This window comes from Brevibacterium sp. LE-L (genome assembly GCF_050214925.1).
Taxonomy (GTDB): Bacteria; Actinomycetota; Actinomycetes; order Actinomycetales; family Brevibacteriaceae; genus Brevibacterium.
This window is the reverse complement of record NZ_CP189759.1, coordinates 3,749,853-3,769,673: the sequence shown is the minus strand read 5'-3', so window position 1 is coordinate 3,769,673 and position 19,821 is coordinate 3,749,853. Positions and strand designations below refer to the sequence as shown.

At 67.4% G+C, this 19,821-nt stretch carries 19 protein-coding genes; 10 read left to right on the top strand and 9 right to left on the bottom strand.

Annotation, left to right across the window (positions count from 1 at the left end):
- Window positions 1-75 precede the first annotated feature (75 nt).
- The 4 genes from ACQE2J_RS17140 to ACQE2J_RS17125 all read left to right on the top strand — a co-directional run bounded on the left by ACQE2J_RS17140 (window position 76) and on the right by ACQE2J_RS17125 (window position 4,291).
- Window positions 76-918: a CoA transferase gene (locus ACQE2J_RS17140; RefSeq protein ID WP_135542303.1), complete on the top strand. Its 843-nt coding sequence runs from the start codon at window positions 76-78 to the stop codon at window positions 916-918.
- A gap of 91 nt (window positions 919-1,009) precedes the next feature.
- Window positions 1,010-2,164: an acyl-CoA dehydrogenase family protein gene (locus tag ACQE2J_RS17135; protein ID WP_135542301.1), complete on the top strand. Its 1,155-nt coding sequence runs from the start codon at window positions 1,010-1,012 to the stop codon at window positions 2,162-2,164.
- 118 nt (window positions 2,165-2,282) lie between these two features.
- Window positions 2,283-3,362, top strand: coding sequence for a glycosyltransferase family 2 protein (locus ACQE2J_RS17130; protein WP_135542298.1), 1,080 nt, complete (start codon window positions 2,283-2,285; stop codon window positions 3,360-3,362).
- Entirely contained in the window at window positions 3,359-4,291 is a 933-nt protein-coding gene (locus tag ACQE2J_RS17125; protein ID WP_426936722.1) for a hypothetical protein, read from the top strand. Before ACQE2J_RS17130 ends, ACQE2J_RS17125 begins: the two co-directional genes overlap by 4 nt.
- 103 nt (window positions 4,292-4,394) lie before the next feature.
- On the opposite strand, the gene ACQE2J_RS17120 is transcribed toward ACQE2J_RS17125, so the two are convergent.
- Complete coding sequence (locus ACQE2J_RS17120) at window positions 4,395-5,594, bottom strand: IS110 family transposase (RefSeq protein WP_426936721.1); 1,200 nt, start codon at window positions 5,592-5,594, stop codon at window positions 4,395-4,397.
- A 245-nt stretch (window positions 5,595-5,839) separates the two neighbouring features.
- Here ACQE2J_RS17120 and ACQE2J_RS17115 point away from each other — a divergent pair, with 245 nt between their 5' ends.
- Both ACQE2J_RS17115 and ACQE2J_RS17110 read left to right on the top strand, forming a co-directional pair.
- Window positions 5,840-6,301: a DUF3151 domain-containing protein gene (locus ACQE2J_RS17115; protein ID WP_135542293.1), complete on the top strand. Its 462-nt coding sequence runs from the start codon at window positions 5,840-5,842 to the stop codon at window positions 6,299-6,301.
- Window positions 6,302-6,403: 102 nt separating this feature from the next.
- Window positions 6,404-7,873 (top strand): MFS transporter, encoded by a 1,470-nt coding sequence (locus ACQE2J_RS17110; protein WP_426936720.1) that lies wholly within the window; start codon window positions 6,404-6,406, stop codon window positions 7,871-7,873.
- Between the two features lie 18 nt (window positions 7,874-7,891).
- On the opposite strand, the gene ACQE2J_RS17105 is transcribed toward ACQE2J_RS17110, so the two are convergent.
- The 7 genes from ACQE2J_RS17105 to ACQE2J_RS17075 all read right to left on the bottom strand — a co-directional run bounded on the left by ACQE2J_RS17105 (window position 7,892) and on the right by ACQE2J_RS17075 (window position 12,987).
- Complete coding sequence (locus tag ACQE2J_RS17105; RefSeq protein WP_426936719.1) at window positions 7,892-8,815, bottom strand: polyphosphate polymerase domain-containing protein; 924 nt, start codon at window positions 8,813-8,815, stop codon at window positions 7,892-7,894.
- Window position 8,816: 1 nt separating this feature from the next.
- The gene (locus tag ACQE2J_RS17100) at window positions 8,817-9,464 is read right to left on the bottom strand and encodes a DUF4956 domain-containing protein (RefSeq protein ID WP_426936718.1); all 648 of its coding nucleotides are present in this window, start codon (window positions 9,462-9,464) and stop codon (window positions 8,817-8,819) included.
- A gap of 75 nt (window positions 9,465-9,539) precedes the next feature.
- Window positions 9,540-10,208 carry a response regulator transcription factor gene (locus tag ACQE2J_RS17095; protein ID WP_135542288.1) on the bottom strand — a complete coding sequence of 223 codons (669 nt, stop codon included), beginning with the start codon at window positions 10,206-10,208 and terminating at the stop codon, window positions 9,540-9,542.
- Complete coding sequence (locus ACQE2J_RS17090; protein ID WP_426936717.1) at window positions 10,205-11,722, bottom strand: sensor histidine kinase; 1,518 nt, start codon at window positions 11,720-11,722, stop codon at window positions 10,205-10,207. Before ACQE2J_RS17090 ends, ACQE2J_RS17095 begins: the two co-directional genes overlap by 4 nt.
- The gene (locus ACQE2J_RS17085) at window positions 11,619-12,029 is read right to left on the bottom strand and encodes a hypothetical protein (RefSeq protein ID WP_426936716.1); all 411 of its coding nucleotides are present in this window, start codon (window positions 12,027-12,029) and stop codon (window positions 11,619-11,621) included. Before ACQE2J_RS17085 ends, ACQE2J_RS17090 begins: the two co-directional genes overlap by 104 nt.
- A gap of 158 nt (window positions 12,030-12,187) precedes the next feature.
- The gene (gene crcB / locus ACQE2J_RS17080) at window positions 12,188-12,565 is read right to left on the bottom strand and encodes a fluoride efflux transporter CrcB (RefSeq protein ID WP_426936715.1); all 378 of its coding nucleotides are present in this window, start codon (window positions 12,563-12,565) and stop codon (window positions 12,188-12,190) included.
- Window positions 12,562-12,987, bottom strand: a complete 426-nt coding sequence (locus ACQE2J_RS17075) for a fluoride efflux transporter FluC (RefSeq protein WP_426936714.1) — start codon at window positions 12,985-12,987, stop codon at window positions 12,562-12,564. Before ACQE2J_RS17075 ends, crcB begins: the two co-directional genes overlap by 4 nt.
- A 259-nt stretch (window positions 12,988-13,246) precedes the next feature.
- On the opposite strand from ACQE2J_RS17075, the gene ACQE2J_RS17070 reads away from it, so the two are divergent.
- The 4 genes from ACQE2J_RS17070 (at window position 13,247) to ACQE2J_RS17055 (ending at window position 19,172) form a co-directional block, all read left to right on the top strand.
- Window positions 13,247-14,815, top strand: coding sequence for a sensor histidine kinase (locus tag ACQE2J_RS17070; protein WP_426936713.1), 1,569 nt, complete (start codon window positions 13,247-13,249; stop codon window positions 14,813-14,815).
- Between the two features lie 161 nt (window positions 14,816-14,976).
- Complete coding sequence (locus ACQE2J_RS17065; protein WP_426937530.1) at window positions 14,977-15,714, top strand: LuxR C-terminal-related transcriptional regulator; 738 nt, start codon at window positions 14,977-14,979, stop codon at window positions 15,712-15,714.
- Window positions 15,715-15,834: 120 nt separating this feature from the next.
- Complete coding sequence (locus ACQE2J_RS17060; RefSeq protein ID WP_426936712.1) at window positions 15,835-16,650, top strand: ABC transporter ATP-binding protein; 816 nt, start codon at window positions 15,835-15,837, stop codon at window positions 16,648-16,650.
- Window positions 16,647-19,172 (top strand): FtsX-like permease family protein, encoded by a 2,526-nt coding sequence (locus ACQE2J_RS17055; protein ID WP_426936711.1) that lies wholly within the window; start codon window positions 16,647-16,649, stop codon window positions 19,170-19,172. The genes ACQE2J_RS17060 and ACQE2J_RS17055 overlap by 4 nt, the downstream gene beginning before the upstream one ends.
- A 73-nt stretch (window positions 19,173-19,245) precedes the next feature.
- On the opposite strand, the gene ACQE2J_RS17050 is transcribed toward ACQE2J_RS17055, so the two are convergent.
- On the bottom strand, window positions 19,246-19,785 hold the full coding sequence (locus ACQE2J_RS17050; RefSeq protein WP_426936710.1) for a hypothetical protein: 540 nt from the start codon (window positions 19,783-19,785) through the stop codon (window positions 19,246-19,248).
- Window positions 19,786-19,821: the final 36 nt, after the last annotated feature.

Below are 19,821 nucleotides of genomic sequence, written 5' to 3'. Positions count from 1 at the left end.
AAAGTATTGAACGTTCTTTCAATATCCTATACATTCATTCAAAAGCGCGGAACGGATTCGACTGAAGGGCTCTGGATGACTGACCACGATCCACTCGCCGGAATCACGGTGATCTCGCTCGCGATCAATCTGCCGGGGCCGCTTGCCGCCGCGCGGCTGAGCGCTCTCGGTGCCGATGTCATCAAGGTTGAGCCTCCGAGCGGTGACCCCCTCGATCAGACGGTCCCCGAGTACTACGGTGAACTGACCGCAGGGCAGGAGATCCGCACCATCGATCTCAAGGAGGCGGTGGGAGTCAAGGAACTCGAGACGCTCGTGGCCGGCGCCGACATCCTGCTCACCTCCATGCGGCCACGGGCCGCAGCCGCGCTCGGACTGCCTCAGCTCGTGGACAAGCATGGGCTCGTCCACGTCGAGATCGTCGGGTTCGCCGGCGACCGCGCCGATGTGCCCGGACACGACCTCACCTATCAGGCCGCGCATTCCACCCTCGTCCCTGGAACCATGCCCACCGTGCCGGTCGCCGATGTCCTCGGCGGTGAGCACGCCGCGCTGCGGGCGCTGGCCGGACTGCGGCGGCTCGAAGCCAAACGCGCCTCCGGTCAGGACGCCGGCGGAATCGTCGAACGCGTCGTCCTCGACGAGGCGGCCGGATGGGCGGCAGGACCGGCACGGCACGGATTGAGCTCACCGGGGGCCATCCTCGGCGGGGGACTGCCCGTGTATCGGACGTATGCCACGGCCGACGGACATGTCGCGGTGGCCTGCCTCGAACCGCATTTCGCGAAGGCCCTGGCGTCGCTGCTCGGATCCGATCATGAGGAGCTCGAGCGGGCCTTCGTCGTCGAGTCCACCGCGCATTGGATGGCGTTCGCCGACGAACATGATCTGCCGATCGAGAAGGTCGCGCTGGGCTGAGGCCCCGGCAGCTCGGATTCGCCCAAGCACCGGCTCGGCCACAACGGCCACTCGAAGAGACGACAGCACACCACAGACAGGAGACGAAGCAATGATTCTCGACGGATACCGCGGCGCGTGGGAGACCCAGGAAACAGATGATCTGCGTGATCTGGCGCGCGGATTCATCGCCAAGGAGATCGTGCCGAACGAAGCCCGCTTCGCCGAGCAGAAGCAGGTCGATCGCGAATTGTGGAACCGCGCCGGAGACGCCGGTCTGCTGTGCGTGTCGATTCCCGAGGAGTACGGCGGCGGAGGCGGCACCTTCGCTCATGAAGCCGTCCTCCTCCAGGAGCAGGGATTCGTCGGCGACACCGCGTGGGGCAACAGTGTCCACTCGACGATCAACGCCCACTACATCAACGCCTTCGGCACCGAGGAGCAGAAGCAGAGGTGGCTGCCGCGTATGGCCACGGGCGAGCTCGTCTCGGCCATCGCGATGACCGAACCCGGCACCGGCTCCGACCTGCAGAGCGTGAAGACCCGGGCCGTGCGCGACGGCGACGACTACGTCATCAACGGGGCGAAGACGTTCATCACCAACGGCACCCACGCCGACCTCGTCATCATCGTGGCGCGCACAAGCGATGAGCCCGGGGCGAAGGGGCTCTCGCTCATCGTCGCCGAGGTGGCCGACCTGCCCGGGTTCTCCCGCGGCCGCGTACTCGACAAGGTCGGCCTGCACGGGCAGGACACCCGCGAGCTGTTCTTCGAGGACATGCGAGTCCCGGCCGAGAACGTCCTCGGCGGGACGGAGGGTCGCGGCTTCCTCCAACTCATGCAGCAGCTGCCGCAGGAGCGTCTGGCCATCGCCGTCGGAGGTGCGGCGACCGCGGAGTTCGCCGTCCGCGAGGCGGTCGCCTACGCGAAGGACCGCGAGGCCTTCGGTCGGTCCATCCTCGACTTCCAGAACACGAAGTTCGTCCTCGCCGAATGTGCGACGGAAGCGCTGTCCGTGCGCACCTTCGTCGACCATCTCACCAGCGAACACATCGAGGGAACGCTGACGACCGAACGGGCCTCGGCCGGAAAGTACTGGGTCACGGACGCCCAGAACCGCGTCGTCGACCGCTGCCTGCAGATCTTCGGCGGGTACGGATACATGCTCGAGTACCCGATCGCCCGCCTCTACGCCGATTCGCGCGTGCAGAAGATCTACGGCGGCACGAACGAGATCATGAAGGAACTCATCGCCCGCGGACTGTGATCGGCAATCGCGAGTAGTGACCATCGCCCGCGGGCTGTGATCGGGCCGCCTCGGCGAGGGGATCTGCCTGTGTGCCCCCTCAAGGCCGGAAGGGCGGGGATATGGGAAGATTGAAGGCGTGTCGAAAGTACTTGAGATCCTGACCCCGGACGGGCTGCCGCCGCTGCCCGAGAAGCCCGGCGTCTCCTACATCATGCCGGTGCTCAACGAGGCCGAGCACATCCGGCAGGCGATCACGACGATCCTGTCCCAGGACTACGACGGGGACAAGGAAGTCGTCCTCGCGCTCGGACCCTCGACCGACGACACGAACGCCATCATCGAGCAGATGGCCGCCGCCGATCCGCGCATCCAGACGGTCGACAACCCGCAGGCCGCGACGCCCATCGGGCTCAATCTCGCCTTCGCCGCGACCCGTCACGAGGTCATCATCCGCGTCGACGCGCACTCCGGCCTCAACCCCGAATACACACAGCAGGCCATCGACACCCTGCGCGAGACCAGAGCCGCGAACTGCGGCGGACTCATGCTTGCCCGCGGCAAGACCGCCTTCCAGAAAGCCGTGGCCCGTGCCTACATGTCCCCGGTCGGACTCGGCGGGCCCGCCTACCATTCCGGCGACGAAGCCCAGGAAGCCGAATCCGCGTACCTCGGCGTCTACCGACGTGAGGTCTTCGAAACCCTCGAAGGCTTCGACGAAGGCATCAAACGCGGCCAGGACTGGGAACTCAACCTGCGCATCCGCACCGCCGGCGGCCGCATCTGGTTCAACCCGGACATGCAGGTGACCTACTGGCCGCGCGGAACCTGGTCGAAGATCGCCCAGCAGTTCTGGGCGACGGGAATCTGGCGGGCCGAACTCATCCGCCGCTACGGCGGGCAGAACTCGATCCGCTACTTCGCCCCGCCGGTGCTCGTGCTCGGCATGGGGGCGGCGGTCCTCGAAACCCTGCTCCAGCTCAGCGGCACGACGAAGAAGTGGCCGAAGTTCCTCCGCCGTTTCACCTCCCTGATCCACGTGCCGAGCTTCGGCTACATCGCCGGCATCCTGGCAACCGCCTCGGCGGCGAAGGACTGCGGCCGCAGGGAACGGTTCTGGTTCGGCATCGTCCTGCCGACCATGCACCTGTGCTGGGGTGCCGGATTCCTCAAGGGCCTGGTCACCGGGGCCGGCACGACGGAGGACAGCAGCCGATGAGCAAGAAGAAGCCGAGCAGGAAGCAGCGCAGCGGCATCGACAAGGACCGCTACGGCCGTGGCCTCACCGACCCGCTGCCGGCCGTCGATCCCGAATCCAATGAGCGCACCCCCGTGCCGGATCGGCCGGAGCCGAAGAAGTTCTACGCACCCCTGTGGGCCGGCGGAATCGTCGTCCTCCTCGTTCTCGGCGTGTTCCTCTTCAATGTCTTCGGCTCGAAGGACCAGCTCACCGTCGATTCCCTCAATCCGCCGGCCGTCGCCGCGCTCGACGGCGGATCCGCGGTGTACCCGGCGAATTCGAAGATCGCCTTCACCGAGAACGTGAAGTTCGGCTACCTGCCTGCCCCGACCCTGACCGCGCTGGGCGACGGGACGATTGTCGCCGCGAACCCCGAGACGGCGACCGAGCAGATGGGCCTGAAGAAGGACCTCGACGAGGTCACCGTCGACGAATTCCGTGATGCCTCGATCACGCCTCCGCGTAAGGACACGCAGGCCGGCGAGACCATCACCTGGGATGACCTCGTCGGCGAGGTCGGCGGCGACACCGTCTTCCTGCCCGCCATCGATTCCGCCGAGGTGGCCGAACCGGCCTTGAAGACCATCGCCGAGGCGGGGCTCGAGGAATCGACGATCGTGCGCACCGATGACGCCGAGGTGGCCCGTGCCGCCGCCGACGCCGGTGTCGATGCGATGTTCACCGGAGACTACTCCGGAAGCTCACCCGAGGACCTCGGGCCGGCCGGCTACACCGCAGTGGCGGTGAAAGCAGACGCGGCGGCGGACTGGACCGAATCGGACCTCGCCGTATGGGTGACCGGAGTCAAGGACAAGAAGGAACTCGAGACTCTCGCTGACGCCGGTGCCGTCGGCGCCCTGAGCACGAACCCGTACAAGGTTCTGCCCTCCGAAGTGAAGTCCGACTGAACGTGGAGCTGGGGCGGACAGCCGCCTCGGCGCATTGCCGTTGACAACCCCGACGATGACACCCTGACGAAGAAGGAGAATCTCAATGAAGTTGTCAAGTGCTTCACCCCGGTATCGGGGAGATTCCTTGACCGAACATTGTGCGGTCTCGCAGCATCGCCCAGAGCACGTTGATGCGTCGGCGTGCCAGGGCGAGGATCGCTTGTTTGTGGTTCTTGCCTTCAGCCCGTTTTCGGTCGTAGAACGCCTTCGATACCGGGCACCATCGCGATGCCACTTGCGCGGCGAGGTAGCAGGCCCGCAGCAGTCTGCGGTCGTAGCGTTTCGGTCGGTGGTGGTTACCGCTGATGCGCCCCGAGTCCCGGGGCGCTGGCGCCAGGCCCGCGACTCCGGCCAATCGGTTCGCGCTGTCGAACTGGTCGATTCCGCCCCCGGTCGCGGCGGTGAATTCTGCGCCCAGGAGGGGTCCGAATCCGGGCATCGACAGCAGGATCTCGGCATCAGCATGCTCACGGAACCGGTCCTCGATGCGGTTCTCGATACCGGTGATGTCATCAGCCAGTCGCAGGATCTCAGCAGCGAGACGAGCCACGATCATCGCACCCGCGTCCTGGCCGGGCACCGTGGTGTGCTGCTTATCGGCGACCTCGACGGCGATGTCAGCGACTCGGGCAGCCGACCTGGCTCCACGCTTCTTCAACCACGCGGTGAGGCGTTTGACGCCCATGCGGCGGATCGCCGCTGGGGTCTGGTATCCGGTGAGCAGGAGCAGGGCAGCCTTCGAAGTCGAGTAGTCGAACGCGGCTTCCAGGGCGGGGAAAAACTCACCGAGGCTGGCACGCATCCGGTTGATCGCCCGCGTTTTGTCGCAGGCCAGGTCGGTACGGTGAGCGGTGAGCAGTCGCAGTTCGGTCGCGATGTCATCGCCAAGTCGGATGGGTTGCAAGTCGCGGCGCATCCGGGCCTGGTCGGCGATGATTCCGGCGTCTTTAGCGTCGGTTTTCCCGTCGCCGCGGTAGGTGCGGGCAGCGTTGTAGACGGTGCGCCCGGGAATATAGAGCAGCGTCTGCCTGTGCGAGGCCATGAGCGCGATGAACAGCGCGGCTCCTCCCCGGTTGAGGTCAGTCGCCCACGTCACCGAACCCGAGGGATCGGTGAGGGTGTTGACCTCGTCGATGAGGTTCGTGATGACGGTTTCGTCGTTGGTGATCTTCTGCGACAGAAGCCTGTTGCCGTCGGTGTCGATGACGACGCAGTGATGGTGGGACTTGCCGGCGTCGATGCCGGCGAACAGGTCGGCCATAACGGTTCCTTTCGTAAGTGTGGACGTGTTCCACCCCGTGTTCAACAGCCACGCCGTCGTGTCCTTACACAGCGATCGTGTCGCGTTTCTCAATCAGCGGTCGAGCCGTTGCGGGATGCGAGGTGGCCAATCTCCTTCGACCATGCATCAAGCGGGTAACACCATGACAGCCATGCCCCGCATCCCCGGAGTGGTCGGAAACTTACCACTGCTCCCAATCCACATATAAGAAAGGTAAGGACGCCATGACACAGCCCATCGGAAACCCCTCACACATCGGCAACCTGGACGCGAGCCAGCTCGGACCGCAGCCGACCTACCTGCCTGAGGATCACCCGGATGTGGACGCGAAGAAGCGCATCGACGCCGGTGAGGAACCCATCGACGTCGCCGCAGCGCTGCCGGCCTCCTCCCTGGCCTGGGCCGAACTCGCCGATGAAGCCCACCAGGAGGGTCGCCTCGTCGACGCCTATGCCTACGCCCGCGTCGGTTACCACCGCGGACTCGACGCCCTGCGCGCCGCCGGATGGCGCGGCGCCGGCCCGATCCCGTACTCGCACGAAGTCAACCGCGGATTCCTCCGCGCCCTCTACGCGCTCGGCCGTGCCGCCGGTGCGATCGGCGAAGGCGAAGAAGCCGCGCGCATTGAGGAATTCCTCCGCTCGTCTGACCCGAGCGCCGCCGAAGCCATCGGCAAGGGGGAGTAGGCCCGCCCGACCCCGTCGGACACATCGGTCTCCGTGGCGCGTGAGCAAACGCACCACGGAGACCGATTGTGCTTGTCGGTGGGGCGGCGTAGAACTATATGAATGGGTAATACTTCCGAGACGGTCATGACAGCTGAGCAGCGCAAGATCCTTGCAGTGATGCTCGTCCCGATGTTCATGTCGCTGCTGAGCGTCTCGATCGTCAACGTCATCCTGCCCGATATGCAGCGCTCGATCGGTGCCTCGAACTCGGCGATCCAATGGGTGCTCTCCGGCTACACGCTGGCCTTCGGGGTGTTCCTCGTCGCGGCGGGCCGTGCCGGTGACCTCTTCGGCCGGGGCAGGCTCTTCGTCCTCGGCGTCAGCGTCTTCGCGCTCGGATCCCTCATCGCCGGGCTCTCGCCCGACCCGCTGATCCTCAACATCGCCCGCGTCGTCATGGGCGTGGGCTCCGGGCTGCTCAGCCCGCAGGGTGTGGGGATGCTCCAGCAGTACTTCCACGGCAAGGTGCGCGGTCGCGCCTTCGGGATGTTCGGCACGATCGTCGGCGTCTCCGTGGGCATCGGACCCGTCCTCGGCGGTGGGCTCATCGCTGTGCTCGGCGAGGAGTGGGGTTGGCGTTCGGCGTTCCTCATCAACGTCCCGATCGCTCTGACCGCGATCATCCTCGGCCGCTTCTGGCTGCCGAAGAGTGCGTGGGTCGGGTCCGGCACCGAGGCCGAACCGCACACCCGCAAGCGCGCGGACTTCGACCCGGTCGGCCTCGTGCTGCTGGCCGTCGGCACTCTGCTCATCATGCTCCCCTTCCTCGAGCGCAGCGCAGGAGCCTGGATCTATGCTCTCGTGCCCGTCGGTGCGCTCATCGTCGTCTTCTGGGTGCGCTGGGAGAACCGGTATGCCCGCCGAGGCGGATCACCGATGGTCGACATGCAGCTGTTCCGGACACGCAGCTTCGCCTATGGGGCCTCGCTGACGTCCATGTATTTCGTCGGAATGCCCGGCATCTGGGTCATCGTGGCGCTCTACCTGCAGAACGGTCTCGGGTTCCCCGCCCTCCATGCCGGCCTCGTCGGTCTGCCTTCGGCGCTGCTCTCGGCCATCGCCGCACAGGCCGCCGGCCGTGTCGTGCTCACCTTCGGACGGAAGATGGTCGTCCTCGGGGTCGGAATCGGTCTTGCCGGGGTCGTCGCCTCGGCGCTCCTCGTGCTGGCCCACGAGTCCTGGGGTGTCAGCATCTGGTGGCTGCTGCTCACGCTCGGGATCACCGGCCTCGGGCAGGGCATGGCGATCAGCCCGAATCAGACGCTCACGCTCGCCGAGGTCCCCGTCGACTACGCGGGAAGCTCCGGCGGCGTGATGCAGACCGGGCAGCGGGTGGGCACGGCCATCGGCATCGCGATCGTCACCGCCGTGTTCTTCGTCGTCCAGCCGCTGGCCGGATACGGCGCGGCCATCGTCGCCGGTTTCGGGTTCATTGCCCTGGTCATCGTCTTCGCCGGAGTCATCGGCATCATCGACCTGGCCCGCGGGCGGAAGAAGGACCGGCGGGAGAACGAGCCCGTGCGAGCGTGAGGCGACAGGACGGCGTCGTCACCGGAAGTAGCGACGGATCGTCCTGTTCCACGGGTTGGCCGGCAGCTCGGGGTTGAGCAGCGAGGCACCGACGCAGTACTTGCTCACCTTGTGTTCGCGGATGCCTGCCTGCTGGAGCAGATCGTCCCAGATGCTCACTCCGCCGGCGCTCTTCGTCTCGACGAGCACATCGCGCGGCCCGCCATGGGACCGTCTGCCATTGCGGGCCTCGATATCGAGATCGCAGGTCAGCCGCTGGTGATCGTGAGTGAGTGTCACCCGGTCGTAGACGGTCTCGAGCACCGGAGTGAGATCCGCGGCGGTGTACCGCGGTCGAGCCGAGGCCCCGGTCCTCGTGTCGAGGACGGAATCGACGAAGTTCTGTCCGCTTCCGGTCAGCTCCAGGGGCCGATCGAACGGGTGGGCGATGCGCTGCTTGACCGTCTGCCCCCGGTACCCCTTCGACTTCACTTCGAGATGGCTGGTACCGGAGTCGACATACGTGCGGGTGCGGACCTTGAACCGTTGGCGCCGGCCCTGCACATGATCGCGGAAGAACCGGAATTCGGGAGTATCGAAGTACACGGTCCGGTACTCGAAACGATGCTTCCCAGCGATCTCGAGGACCTTGAAGTCATCCTCGGTGGCGGAGAGCAGCTGCAGGAACAGCTCCCGCGGCACAAAGTACTTCCGGTCCACACGCGTCATCAGCCGAGCCTGAGCGTTGAGCTCGTCGAGGCTGATCGGCTCCATGCCCGCCAACTGGGCGTCGATGGCCGCTAGATCCGCGGGCACCGCGCCGGTCTGGATCCCGGTGTCGACCCCGGCGTCGAGCCCGGCGTCGAGCCCGGCGTTGATCCCGGTCTCGAGCACGGTGTCGGTCGGTGCCTCGGGCGTGACCCCGATTCCGGTCTCGCGTTCGGTATCGGTCAATGTGCGCATCTCAGCGCACCTCGGACGTGGTCGAATCCGGCATCCATGCCACGGCTCCGGTTCGCTGGGAATCGGCGGCCGCCTCGGCGCGGGTGGTCGTGGCGGACTTGCGGGCAGGCTTGGCGGTGTAGCGGACATCGACGAGCGTGGTGTCGCGGACCATATCGATGTCGAGGACTTCGACGCGCACGGTCTCGGCGGCGAAGACGTCCTTGAGGTAGGCGATGAGCTCGTTGCGGTCGGTGATCGCACGGTCGACGGTGAAGGTGTGACGGTGCGTCGACGACGCGACCAGCGGGCTGTCGAGGATCGCGATGGCGAAGATGACCAGCAGCGACAGCAGCGGGGTCAGCCACATCGGCTCCGGGTGCAGACCGGCGAGCAGACCGAGGGCCAGGGCGGTGAAGTAGTAGGCGATCTCCTGCTGCGTGATCTGATCCGAGCGCAGACGGATGATCGAGAGGATGCCGAACAGGCCCATGCCCAGACCGACGCCGACCTCGACCGAACCCAGCGCCGAGGTGACCGCGACGACGCCGATGTTGAGCGCAACATAGGACAGCAGCAGATCGCGACGGCGATGCCGGCGGAAGTACAGAACGTAGGCGAGCACGAAGATCGCGATGAGATCGGTGGCCAGAGCAATGGCGAATGACATGTTTCCTCCTTGATGTGTTCATTCACCACATTGCTAGCCGAGATTAAGATGATGATGAGGAGAAGATGAGAGTCTTCACATCTTCGGCACACGTAGCCGGTAGCCGACCCCGCGGACGGTCTCGATCGCGTCCCGACCCAGCTTCTCCCGCAGGTAGCGGACATAGACATCGACGACATTCGAACCGGGATCGAAGTCGAGCCCCCACACACGGCTGAGCAGCTGGGCGCGACTGAGCACTTGATCCGGATGCTTGAGGAAGACCTCGAGGAGCGTGAACTCCCGCGAACTCAACTCGATCGCCTGATCCCCGACCAGGGCCCGGCGGGTGCGGATGTCCACGGCGACGTCACCGGCGCGCAGCACCGTGGCCTCCTGCGCCTCGGCCGGTCGCAGCCGGAGCCGCACCCGGGCCAGGAGCTCATCGAAGGCGAAGGGTTTGCGCATATAGTCATCGGCCCCGCCCGACAGCCCGGCCACGGTGTCCTCGATGGACTCGCGGGCGGTGAGGATGATGACGGGCAGGTCATGACGTTCGGCGCGGATCATCCGCAGCACGCTGAAGCCGTCGAGGCCGGGCAGCCCCAGGTCGAGGATGACGAGGTCGAAACCGCCGCTGCGGACGAACTCGACGGCCATATGTCCGTCATCGGCGACCTCGGTGGCGAAGCCTTCGGCGGCGAGCCCCTTGGCGACGAACGAAGAGATGCGGTCCTCGTCCTCGACGATGAGAATGCGTGTCAACGGCTGTCTCCTTCTGTGCGGTGCCACGGCAGGGTGAGAGTGAACAGGGCGCCTTGGCCGGCAGCGGACCTCACGCTCACATTACCGTCATGGGCGCGGGCGATGCGGTCGACGATCGTCAGACCCAGCCCCGTGCCCTTGCGACCGCCACGGCTCGTCGACGCCGTGGCGAAGCGGTCGAAGATGCGCTGCTGGTCCGAGGCGGCGATGCCGGCCCCGGTGTCACGGACCCACAGGTGCACACTGTGCTCGTCGAGGCGGCCTCCGAAGGCGATGGTGTCCTCGGGCGTCGTGTGGTCGACGGCGTTCGCGGCCAATTGGAGCAGCGCCTGCGTGAGGCGCTCATCGTCGACGAGGCCGAAGCCCTCGGGTGCTGCGTCGATGATCCAGTTGCGCGGGGCCAATGCGCTGGCCTTCGAGAAGCTGCTGATGACGAGGTCCATGAGGTCGGTGTTCGTGCGGTCGAGGAAGTCCGGCCGTTCGCTGCGGGCAAGCATGACGAGATCGTCGACGAGGCGGGACATCCGCTGGAGCTCGTCGTCGACGAGCTCCAAGGTGTTCTGCCGGTCCACGGGATCATCGCCCATGACCTGAAGATGGCCGCGCACGACCGTGATCGGGGTCCGCAGCTCGTGGCCGGCATCGTCGAGCAGCTGGCGTTGGCCCTCGAAAGCCGCCTCGAGCCGGTCGAGCATTCGGTTGAAGGTGAGACTGAGCTGGGCGACGTCGTCATTGCCGGTGACCTCGATGCGGCGGTCGAGTTCGTCCTCACCGATGCCCGCGGCGGTCTCCCGCAGACGCCTGATGGGTTCGAGGACCCGCCCGGCGACGACCCAGCCGAGGAGTCCGGCGGCGATGAGCGCGACCACGGCCACCCAGATCATCGTCCAGATCGTCGTCCACGCCTCGTCGAGGTCGTCGGCGAGAAACTCGATGACGACGAGCTGAGCATGCTGCGGCTGCCCTTCGATCTCGACGGGGACGACCGCATAGGCGACGGGCCCGGCCGCGGTCTTCAGCTCCCCGGATGTCGGGGTCTTCGCCTTCGCCGCGGCGGCGACGAACTGGGCATCCTGATCGAGGCGCAGCGGTGGGGTGTCGGCGCTGCGTTGGTCCTCTTTGCCGTCGATGATGGAGAAGAAGGTCTCCGTGTGCTCGGGCAGGTTGTTCTGCAGATGACTCGTCATGAGCGCCCGCACCGAGGCATAGGGGTGGCCGTCGGTCGGGTCGGGTTTGGACGCGAACTCACGGAACTTCGCGACCTCGTGTTCGAGTTCGGCATCGGCATGGGCGCGGACCCCCGCGAGCTCGGCCCGAGCCGTGGTCACGACGATGATGGAGACCGCGACGGTGAGCACGAGCATGATCCAGGCCAGAATCCGGGTGCGGGCGGTGATTCCCTCACGCCGATCAGTCGTCGTCATCGTCGTCATCATCATCATCATCGTCGTCGGCGTCGTCCGCATCGTCGGCATCGTCGTCATCGAGGTCGTCGTCATCGTCGTCGAGCTCATCGTCGTCATCGTCGAGGTCGTCATCGTCGCCGGCCGAACGCGGTGGGGCGGGAGTGATGCGGTCGGCGCCTCCGGGACGATCGGAGGACGGCGAACTCGGCCCGGTGGAGGGCTCGGTCGACGGTTCGAGAGTCGGTTCGGTCGACGGGTCGTCGGAGCCGGGACCCGGCGCCGAGGTGTCGGAGGGGACGATGACGGGCGGGCCGAGCTCGGTGCCGTCGTCGTCGATCGACTGTTCGAGAGCGAACCATGCGAGCGCGGCGAGCACCACCGTGCCGATGACCATCAACCAACCGAATCGCCCCATGCCACCAGTATGGTCGAACCGGCGCGCGGTGTGCCGGGTGAAGCGATGAGAATGCTCTCATCCGGTGCTCGAAGGCGGCGAGTGAGCCGAGGAACAGCAGGTGCGGCGGATGAGACGGGAGCAGCAGGTGCGCCGGGCATCGCCGTGTTCGGACGGTGTCAGAACAGTCCGCCGACCCACAGGCCGAATCCGGCCGCGGCGGTGGCGAGGACGAGCGTGCCGAGCCCGCTGAGCAGGCTCGAGCCCCATCTGCGTTCCTCGATGAGGCTGATGGTCTCGAAGCTGGCGGTCGAGAACGTCGTATACCCGCCGAGGAATCCGGTTCCGAGCACGAGATGCCAGCCGTCCGGCAGCAGGTTCGCCCCGGCCAGGCCGGTGAGGACCCCGAGGACGAGCGAGCCGGAGACGTTGATGAGCAGCGTGCTCCACGGCGTCGACCGTGGGCTCCACGCCTTGTAGGCGCCGTCGAAGAGCATGCGCACCGCGGCGCCGAGGCCCCCGGCCACGGCGATGACGATGAAGAGCGGCGCGCTCACCGGACTCCCCTGTTCGCTCGCGTTGACGCGACCGCGATCCCGGCCCAGGTGGCGAGCCCGCCGATGACGACGGTGCCCAGACCGTAGGCCAGCCCCGCCCCGATCCGACCATCGCCGAGGAGGCTCGCCGTATCAGTGGCCAGCGCACTGTAGGTCGTGAACCCGCCCATGAAGCCCGTGCCGACCAGGATCCGGACCGTCCGCCGCAGTCCCGCATCACGGCCGAGCCGGGACAGACCGGACAGGAGGAGGCCGAGGCAGAACGCGCCGAGGAGGTTGATCCCGAGGATCGCCACCGGAATCCCCGCCCGGTCGGCCACGACGAGGCCGACCGCCTCCCGGGCGGCCGTGCCGAGGCTGCCGCCGATGACGGCCAGCCCCAGAGAGGGCAGACGCAGATGAAGGGGACGGAATTCGGCCATGGATACTCCTACCTTTCGGGCATGCTGACGCCGGTCGAGGTAGGGACTGTTGTCGGCAGCCCGATATCCGAGATGCGGAATCAGGAACCCGAGGTTGGGTACGGCGAGCCCCACCGCCGTGACGCGTGGGCGTCGCCCCCATTCTGCCATAGGCCGCCGGTGGCTCTCGGGACCGTGGGGCTGCGCCGAGGCGCTCGGGCAGGGGCATCAGTCCTGGGTATGATGCGGGCACCTCGGGGCTCGCATTAGCATGAGCCCCATGAGCAACCGAGAGTCGAGGGCACCCGCCCGCGAGAGTGAACTGCGGCAGGGAGACCCCGATCGGTTCGACCGCGTGCGCGGCTACCTCGCCGCACGTCCATGGATCGCCGACTCCCTGCTCTGGGCACTTCCGCTCGCATCCTTGGCGGTCATCTCCGCCGTCGGCACGGCCAAGCCGAACACCCTGACATCCATGCCGGTGCCCGTCCACGCCGCGATCGCCCTGCTCCAGACCGCGCCGCTGGCCCTGCGTCGGACGACACCGCTGCTGAGCACGATGGTCATTGCATTCGGCTGCCTGCTCAGCGTGCTCACGATGATCGGACCGAACTTCGGCATCGTCGCCGTTCCGCTCACCGTCTACTCGACGACCGCCTGGGGCACCCGCACCCACGGTCGGATCGCGCTCTGCCTCGGCCTGGTCGGGGCGCTGCTGTTCGGCGGATGGTTCTATCTCGTCTCCCTGCAGGCGACGATCGGACCGGACTCGCACCCCTTGGAGCTCGGGGAGTATCTGCTCATCGCCACGATCGTGGCCCTCTGCGCCGCGATCGTCCTCATCGCCTGGCTCCTCGGTGATGTCGGCTACCGCCGCCGTCGGGAGGTCGAAGGCATCTGGGAGCGCAATCGCCTGCTCGAACGGGAACGCGAATCCGAGACCCGGCTCGCCGCCGATGCCGAGCGGATGCGGATCGCCCGCGAGATGCACGACGTCATCGCCCATTCGCTCTCGGTCATCATCGCCCAGGCCGACGGCGGACGCTACGCGGCGAAGGCCGACCCGAACGCGGCCGTCGAGGTCCTCGAGACGATCGCCCACACCGGACGCGATGCTCTCGCACAGACCCGCTCGCTCCTCGGCTTCCTCCGCTCCGACGATGACGACGCCCGCTCGGCGGCACCGCTGCCGGGAATTGCGGACATCAGGACGCTCATCGCCGATGTGCGATCGGCCGGACTGCCGATTTCGATCACGGGTGTCGACAGTTTCGACGAGGAGCTGCTGCCCGATGGTGCCGCGCTCGCGGTCTATCGCATCGTCCAGGAGGCCCTGACGAATGTGCTCAAGCACGCCGGCAGCGGTGTCCGGGCACATGTGTCGCTGCAGGTCGACGGTGGCGAACTCGTCACCCGCATCAGCGATGACGGTGCCGGTGGTCCCTCCCATGCGAATGCGCACGGCGGCACTTCCGACCAGGGCGGGGGCATCCGCGCCCGCGGGCACGGCATCGTCGGCATGAAGGAGCGTGCCGCCCTCTATGGAGGGACCCTGACGGCACGGGCGATCCGGTCGAGGGGAGTCACCGATGGCAAGATCCCCGACAGCGCCTTCGGCACCGCGACCGGTTTCCTCGTCGAAGCGCGCTTCCCGCTGAGCCGCCGTGCGGGCGCCGTCGGCGCTGGCCTGGAGACCGGCACCGACGGTGCGGAACCGAGCAACCGGACTTCCGAGGCGAGCGATCGCGCCCCGGCGCTGAACGACCGCACCTCGGAGACGAACGACCGCGTCTCAGAGGCGAACGACCGCGTCTCAGAGGCGAACTCCGCTGAGGGGAACAGCCGGTGACCGCCGGCAGAGGTCAGGACACCGAATCCGTCCAAGGATGTCGAGACGCCCGGAACTCCCGAGACGTCCGTGATTCCCACGACGCCCGGGACCCCCACCACCCTGATCTGCTGCGAGTCGTCCTCGTCGACGACCAGGCCCTCGTGCGGGCCGGCTTCGCCATGGTCATCGACTCCCAAACGGATATGAGCGTGGCCGGGCAAGCCGGTGACGGCATCGCCGGACTCGACACGGTCCGCCAAGTACAGCCCGATGTCGTGCTCATGGACGTGAGGATGCCCCGCCTCGACGGCATCGACGCCACCGAGCAGATCCTGGCCCTCGCCGACGAAGGCCACATCCGCACCCCGAAGATCATCGTCCTCACCACCTTCGACGACGATGAGTACGCCCTGCGCGCCCTGCGGGCGGGAGCCTCAGGGTTCCTCCTCAAGGACACCCTCCCCGAGGTGCTCCTCGACTCGATCCGCACCGTCGTCGACGGGGGAGCGGTCATCGCCCCCACCACCACGCGACGCCTGCTCGACAGCGAAATCCTGCCCCACCTCGGCGCGGGGCAGGACGCTTCGCCCACGGCCACCTCGGCGGACTCATCACAGTCCCCGACGGCGGCACAGAATCTTCCTGCACAGAACCTGCCCGCACAGAACCTGCCCGCGCAGAACCTGCTCGATGCGGACGAGGTCCGGCGCCTCGAATCGCTGACACCGCGGGAGCGGGAGGTGCTCACCCTCATCGCCAAGGGGCTGAGCAACACCGAGATCGGCGAGCGGCTCTTCCTCGCCCAGCCGACGGTCAAGACCCACGTCGGTCGCATCCTCATGAAACTCGAGGTCCGCGACCGAGTGCAGGCCGTCGTCCTCGCCTACGAGGCCGGCCTCGTCGCGCCGGGAAGCTGAACACCGACTCCGGCACTCATCCCCAGGTATGACCCGGCCCCGCCGAGTCGGCCACCACCTCGGCGAAGACCATCCTCCGGTCCGATGTGCCCAGGTGGGGCGGGCGACGAAGCTGGAGTCATGAATTCCTCACCGACACACACAGACCCCCGACCGGCCCAGACCCCCTACCCGGCACCGAGGCTGGCCATCCAGGCCATCTCCCTGATGAAGACCTACGGTGAGGGGGACGCGAGCGTCCGCCCCCTCGACGACCTGAGCATCGACATCGAGGCCGGGCGCTTCACCGCGATCATGGGACCCTCCGGTTCCGGAAAATCGACGTTGCTGAATATGCTCGCCGGCCTCGACACTCCCGATTCGGGCGAAGTGATCATCGGCGAGACCCCGATCTCGAAGCTGAGCGACCGGAAGCTCACGGCGATCCGCCGCGACCGCATCGGCTTCGTCTTCCAGTCCTTCAACCTCGTGCCGTCGATGAACGCCGAAGAGAACATCCTGCTGCCCTCCCAGCTGTCCGGGAAGAAGCCGGACCGGCAGGTCTTCCGCCGCATGGTCGACCTCCTCGGGCTCGGCGAACGCCTCAAACACCGTCCCCACGAGCTCTCCGGCGGACAGCAGCAGCGCGTCGCCGTCGCCCGCGCACTCGTGTCCCAACCGGACGTCATCGTCGCCGATGAGCCGACGGGCAACCTCGACTCGAACGCGGGCGAAGAGGTGCTGAGCATCCTCCGCTCCTCCGTCGACGAACTGGGGCAGACCGTCGTCATGGTCACCCACGACCCCCGCGCGGCCGCCCGCGCCGACCGTGTCGTCCTCCTCGCCGACGGTCGCCTCGCCGGGGAACTGTCCCAGCCCGACCCCGAATCGGTGGCCACCGCGCTGATGAACGTCACCGCGGCCGCCGACGCGACGACCTTCGGGGGTGCCCGATGATCCGCATCGCATGGTCGAACCTCCGCAGCTCCTCGGGCCGACTCTTCGCCGCGATGATCGCCATCGCCGTGTCCGTGGCCTTCATCGTCGCCGCCCTCCTGTTCTCGCAGGCGTTCGGCGACACGCTCCGCAACCAAGTCCGCGCCGAATGGTCCGGCGCCGACGTCGCCGTCACCGAAACCGAGGCCTCGGACCCCGCAGACGTCGCCGACGGCTCCGCCTCGCTCGACGAATCGCTGACGAAGACCGTCTCCGCGGTCGACGGCGCCTCCAACGCCCAACTCACGCAGACCGGCTACGTCTCCGTGTCCTCCGACAGCGCCGAGGTCACGGGTCGGGTGACGAACCTCCCGCAGGGTCAGGACGAGGTCCTCAAAGGGTCGGAGCCCAGCGCCGATGACGAACTCATGCTGGGCGAGGCCGATGCGAAGACTCTCGGAGTCTCGGTCGGCGATGAACTCAGCCTCAGCGACTTCGACGGTTCCGGCCGCGGCGGTGACGAGGGACCGAGCTTCACCGTCACAGGCATCGCCGCGGGATCCTCCACCTCCGCGGGGCTGACGCTCTATCTCACCGACGCCGGGCTGGCGGCCGCACCGGCCGAGCTCGCCCCCGACGCCATCCGCGTCGTCGCCGACAGCGGAACCGACCGCGAACAGCTCGCCGAGGCGGTCACCGCCGCCGTCGACCGCTCCGGAGCCGGCGACGCGGTCGAGGTCAAGACCGTCGATCAGGTCGTCGAGGAGCAGCTCGAATCCATGTCCGATTCCTCCGACATGCTCTCGACCGTCGGTATCGCCTTCGGCCTCCTTGCCGCCGGCGTGGCCGCCCTCGTCATCTCGAACACCTTCAATGTGCTCGTCGCCTCCCGAACACGGGTGCTCGCCCTCTTCCGCGCCGTCGGCGCCTCACGGTCCCATGTGCGCGGGGCCGCGGTGCTCGAGAGCCTCACGCTCGGCATCGTCGGGTCGGCGTTCGGCATCGGACTCGGTCTGCTCCTCGGCTGGGGGCTGGCCGCGGCCGCGCGGGCGTTCTGGATGCCCGAGTTCGCACAGATGTCCTTTTCGCCGGCGGCGCTCATCACCGGGCCGGCGGTCGGCATCCTCGTCACGGTGGCCGCCGGACTCATCCCGGCGCTGCGCTCCTCGAGGGTCTCTCCCATCGAGGCGCTGCGTCCCGTCGACGTCCCGGCCGCGGCTCCCCGCTTCCGTTGGGTGCGGGCGACGATCGCCCTCGTGCTCGGTGCGGTCGGGGTCGCCGTCTGCCTGCTCGGTGCCTCCGGTCAGTCCGTGGTCCTCGGCATCCTCGGCTGCTTCGGACTCTTCGTGGCCCTGCTCATCGGCGCTCGCGCCTTCGTGCCGCCGCTGGTGGCAGCCCTGGCCCGGGTGGTCGCCGTGGTGGCCCGGCGCTCGCCGACGGTGAAGCTGGCAGGACGTTCGGCCAGCTCGGCGGGTGGTCGCACCGCCTCGACGACGGGGGCGCTGCTCATCGGCATCACCCTGGTCACGGCCGTGGTCGTCGGCTCGGCGAGCCTGCAGCGCACGCTCGAGCTCGCCACCGCCGAGGACACGCCCGTCGACCTCGTCGTCTCCGGGTCCGCGGACACGGTGACGACGTCCCTCGACGACGCCTCGATCGTCGACGACCGTGTCGAGGTTCCCGCACCGGCCGCCTCGGTGAGCATCGACGGGCTGGGCGGTTCGGGCGATCTGGCCGTGGCCAGCGCCGAGGATGCCGCAGACTCCCCGGTCATGCGCAGCGACGGCTACGACGTCGACGAGGGAACCGTGCTCATCGACCCCTCGAGCATCGGCCTCGACGAGGGGACTGAGGACATCGACGGCAAGACGGTGACCGTCGACGTCGGCGGTGACACGGTCTCACTCAAGGCCGTCGGCTCCTACAACGTTCCCCTCGGAACAGCACTGGTCAGTGGGGCCGACGAGGCGCGGATCGTCAAGGCCGCCGGTGGCGACGCCGAATCACAGACCTGGGTGAAGATCGCCGATGATGCCTCCGGCTCACAGATCGAGGCGCTGACCTCGGAACTCGAGAGCGCTGGGGCGCAGGCCGATGCCGATCCCGCCCAGACCCGGGCGGAGTTCGCTTCGATGTTCCAGGTGGCGCTGACGGTGGTGCTCGGACTGCTGGCCGCCGCGGTGATCATCGCGGTGATCGGTGTGAGCAACACGCTGACCCTTTCGGTGATCGACCGGCGGAGGGAGGGTGCCCTGCTGCGGGCGCTCGGCTTCACACGTCGGTCGATGTCGCGGATGATCACGATCGAGTCCCTGCTGATGACGGTCATCGCCCTGGTCTTCGGCGGAGCGGTGGGAACGTTCTTCGGCTGGGTGGGAACGGCCTCGATCACCCCGGAGTCGAGCGCCCCGGTGCTCAGCGTTCCGGGCGGGCAGCTCGGTCTCATCGCGGCCGCCGCGATCCTCGCCGCCGTGCTCGCCTCCGCGATTCCGGCCCGCGCCATGTCGCGGATCGTCCCGGCCAAGGGCATGAGCATGGAGTGAGTGCCGGATGCACTGCGCGCCGCGGCCCCGTCGAAATTCGGGGTCGCGGCGCGCAGTGTGTGCGGGAGTTGTCTCAGTCCTCCCAGTCGGTGCAGGTCATGGTTCCGTCGAGCACTGCCGTGCCGAGCTCGGTTCCGTCGAATGTCACGCTCTCGTCGCCGATGTCGACGCCCTTGGGGCGATTCGCCTTGAAGGGCCGTCCCTGACCGACCTTGACCATGACGAAATCGGTGCCTTCGGCCTTGACCAGAGGCAGCTCATTGTTCGTCTTGCCGATGATGTGTCGGAGACTGCCCGGCTTCCCGGAGCAGTAGACATCGGTGGGGTCGATCGTGATCGTCTTCTCCCCGGTGTCGAGCTTCAGGTGCGATTCCTCGGAATCGTCGGCGGAGCCGGAGTCCTCGTCCGTGCCGGACGAATCGTCCGTACCGGAGTCCTCGTCCGAGTCCTCGGTCGGGGCCTGCTGGCTGGGAGTCTCTTCGGCCGCTTCCGGGCTCTGGGACTGAGCGTCGTCGGTCGGAGCCTGCTCGGAGTCGTCCGAGGTGGAACCGGAGCATCCGCTGAGAGCGAGAAGACCGGCAAGGGCAACAGTGGTGATCGGTCTGATACGCATATCTCCATTATCGTCGACTGCCGAGGCCGCGAACCC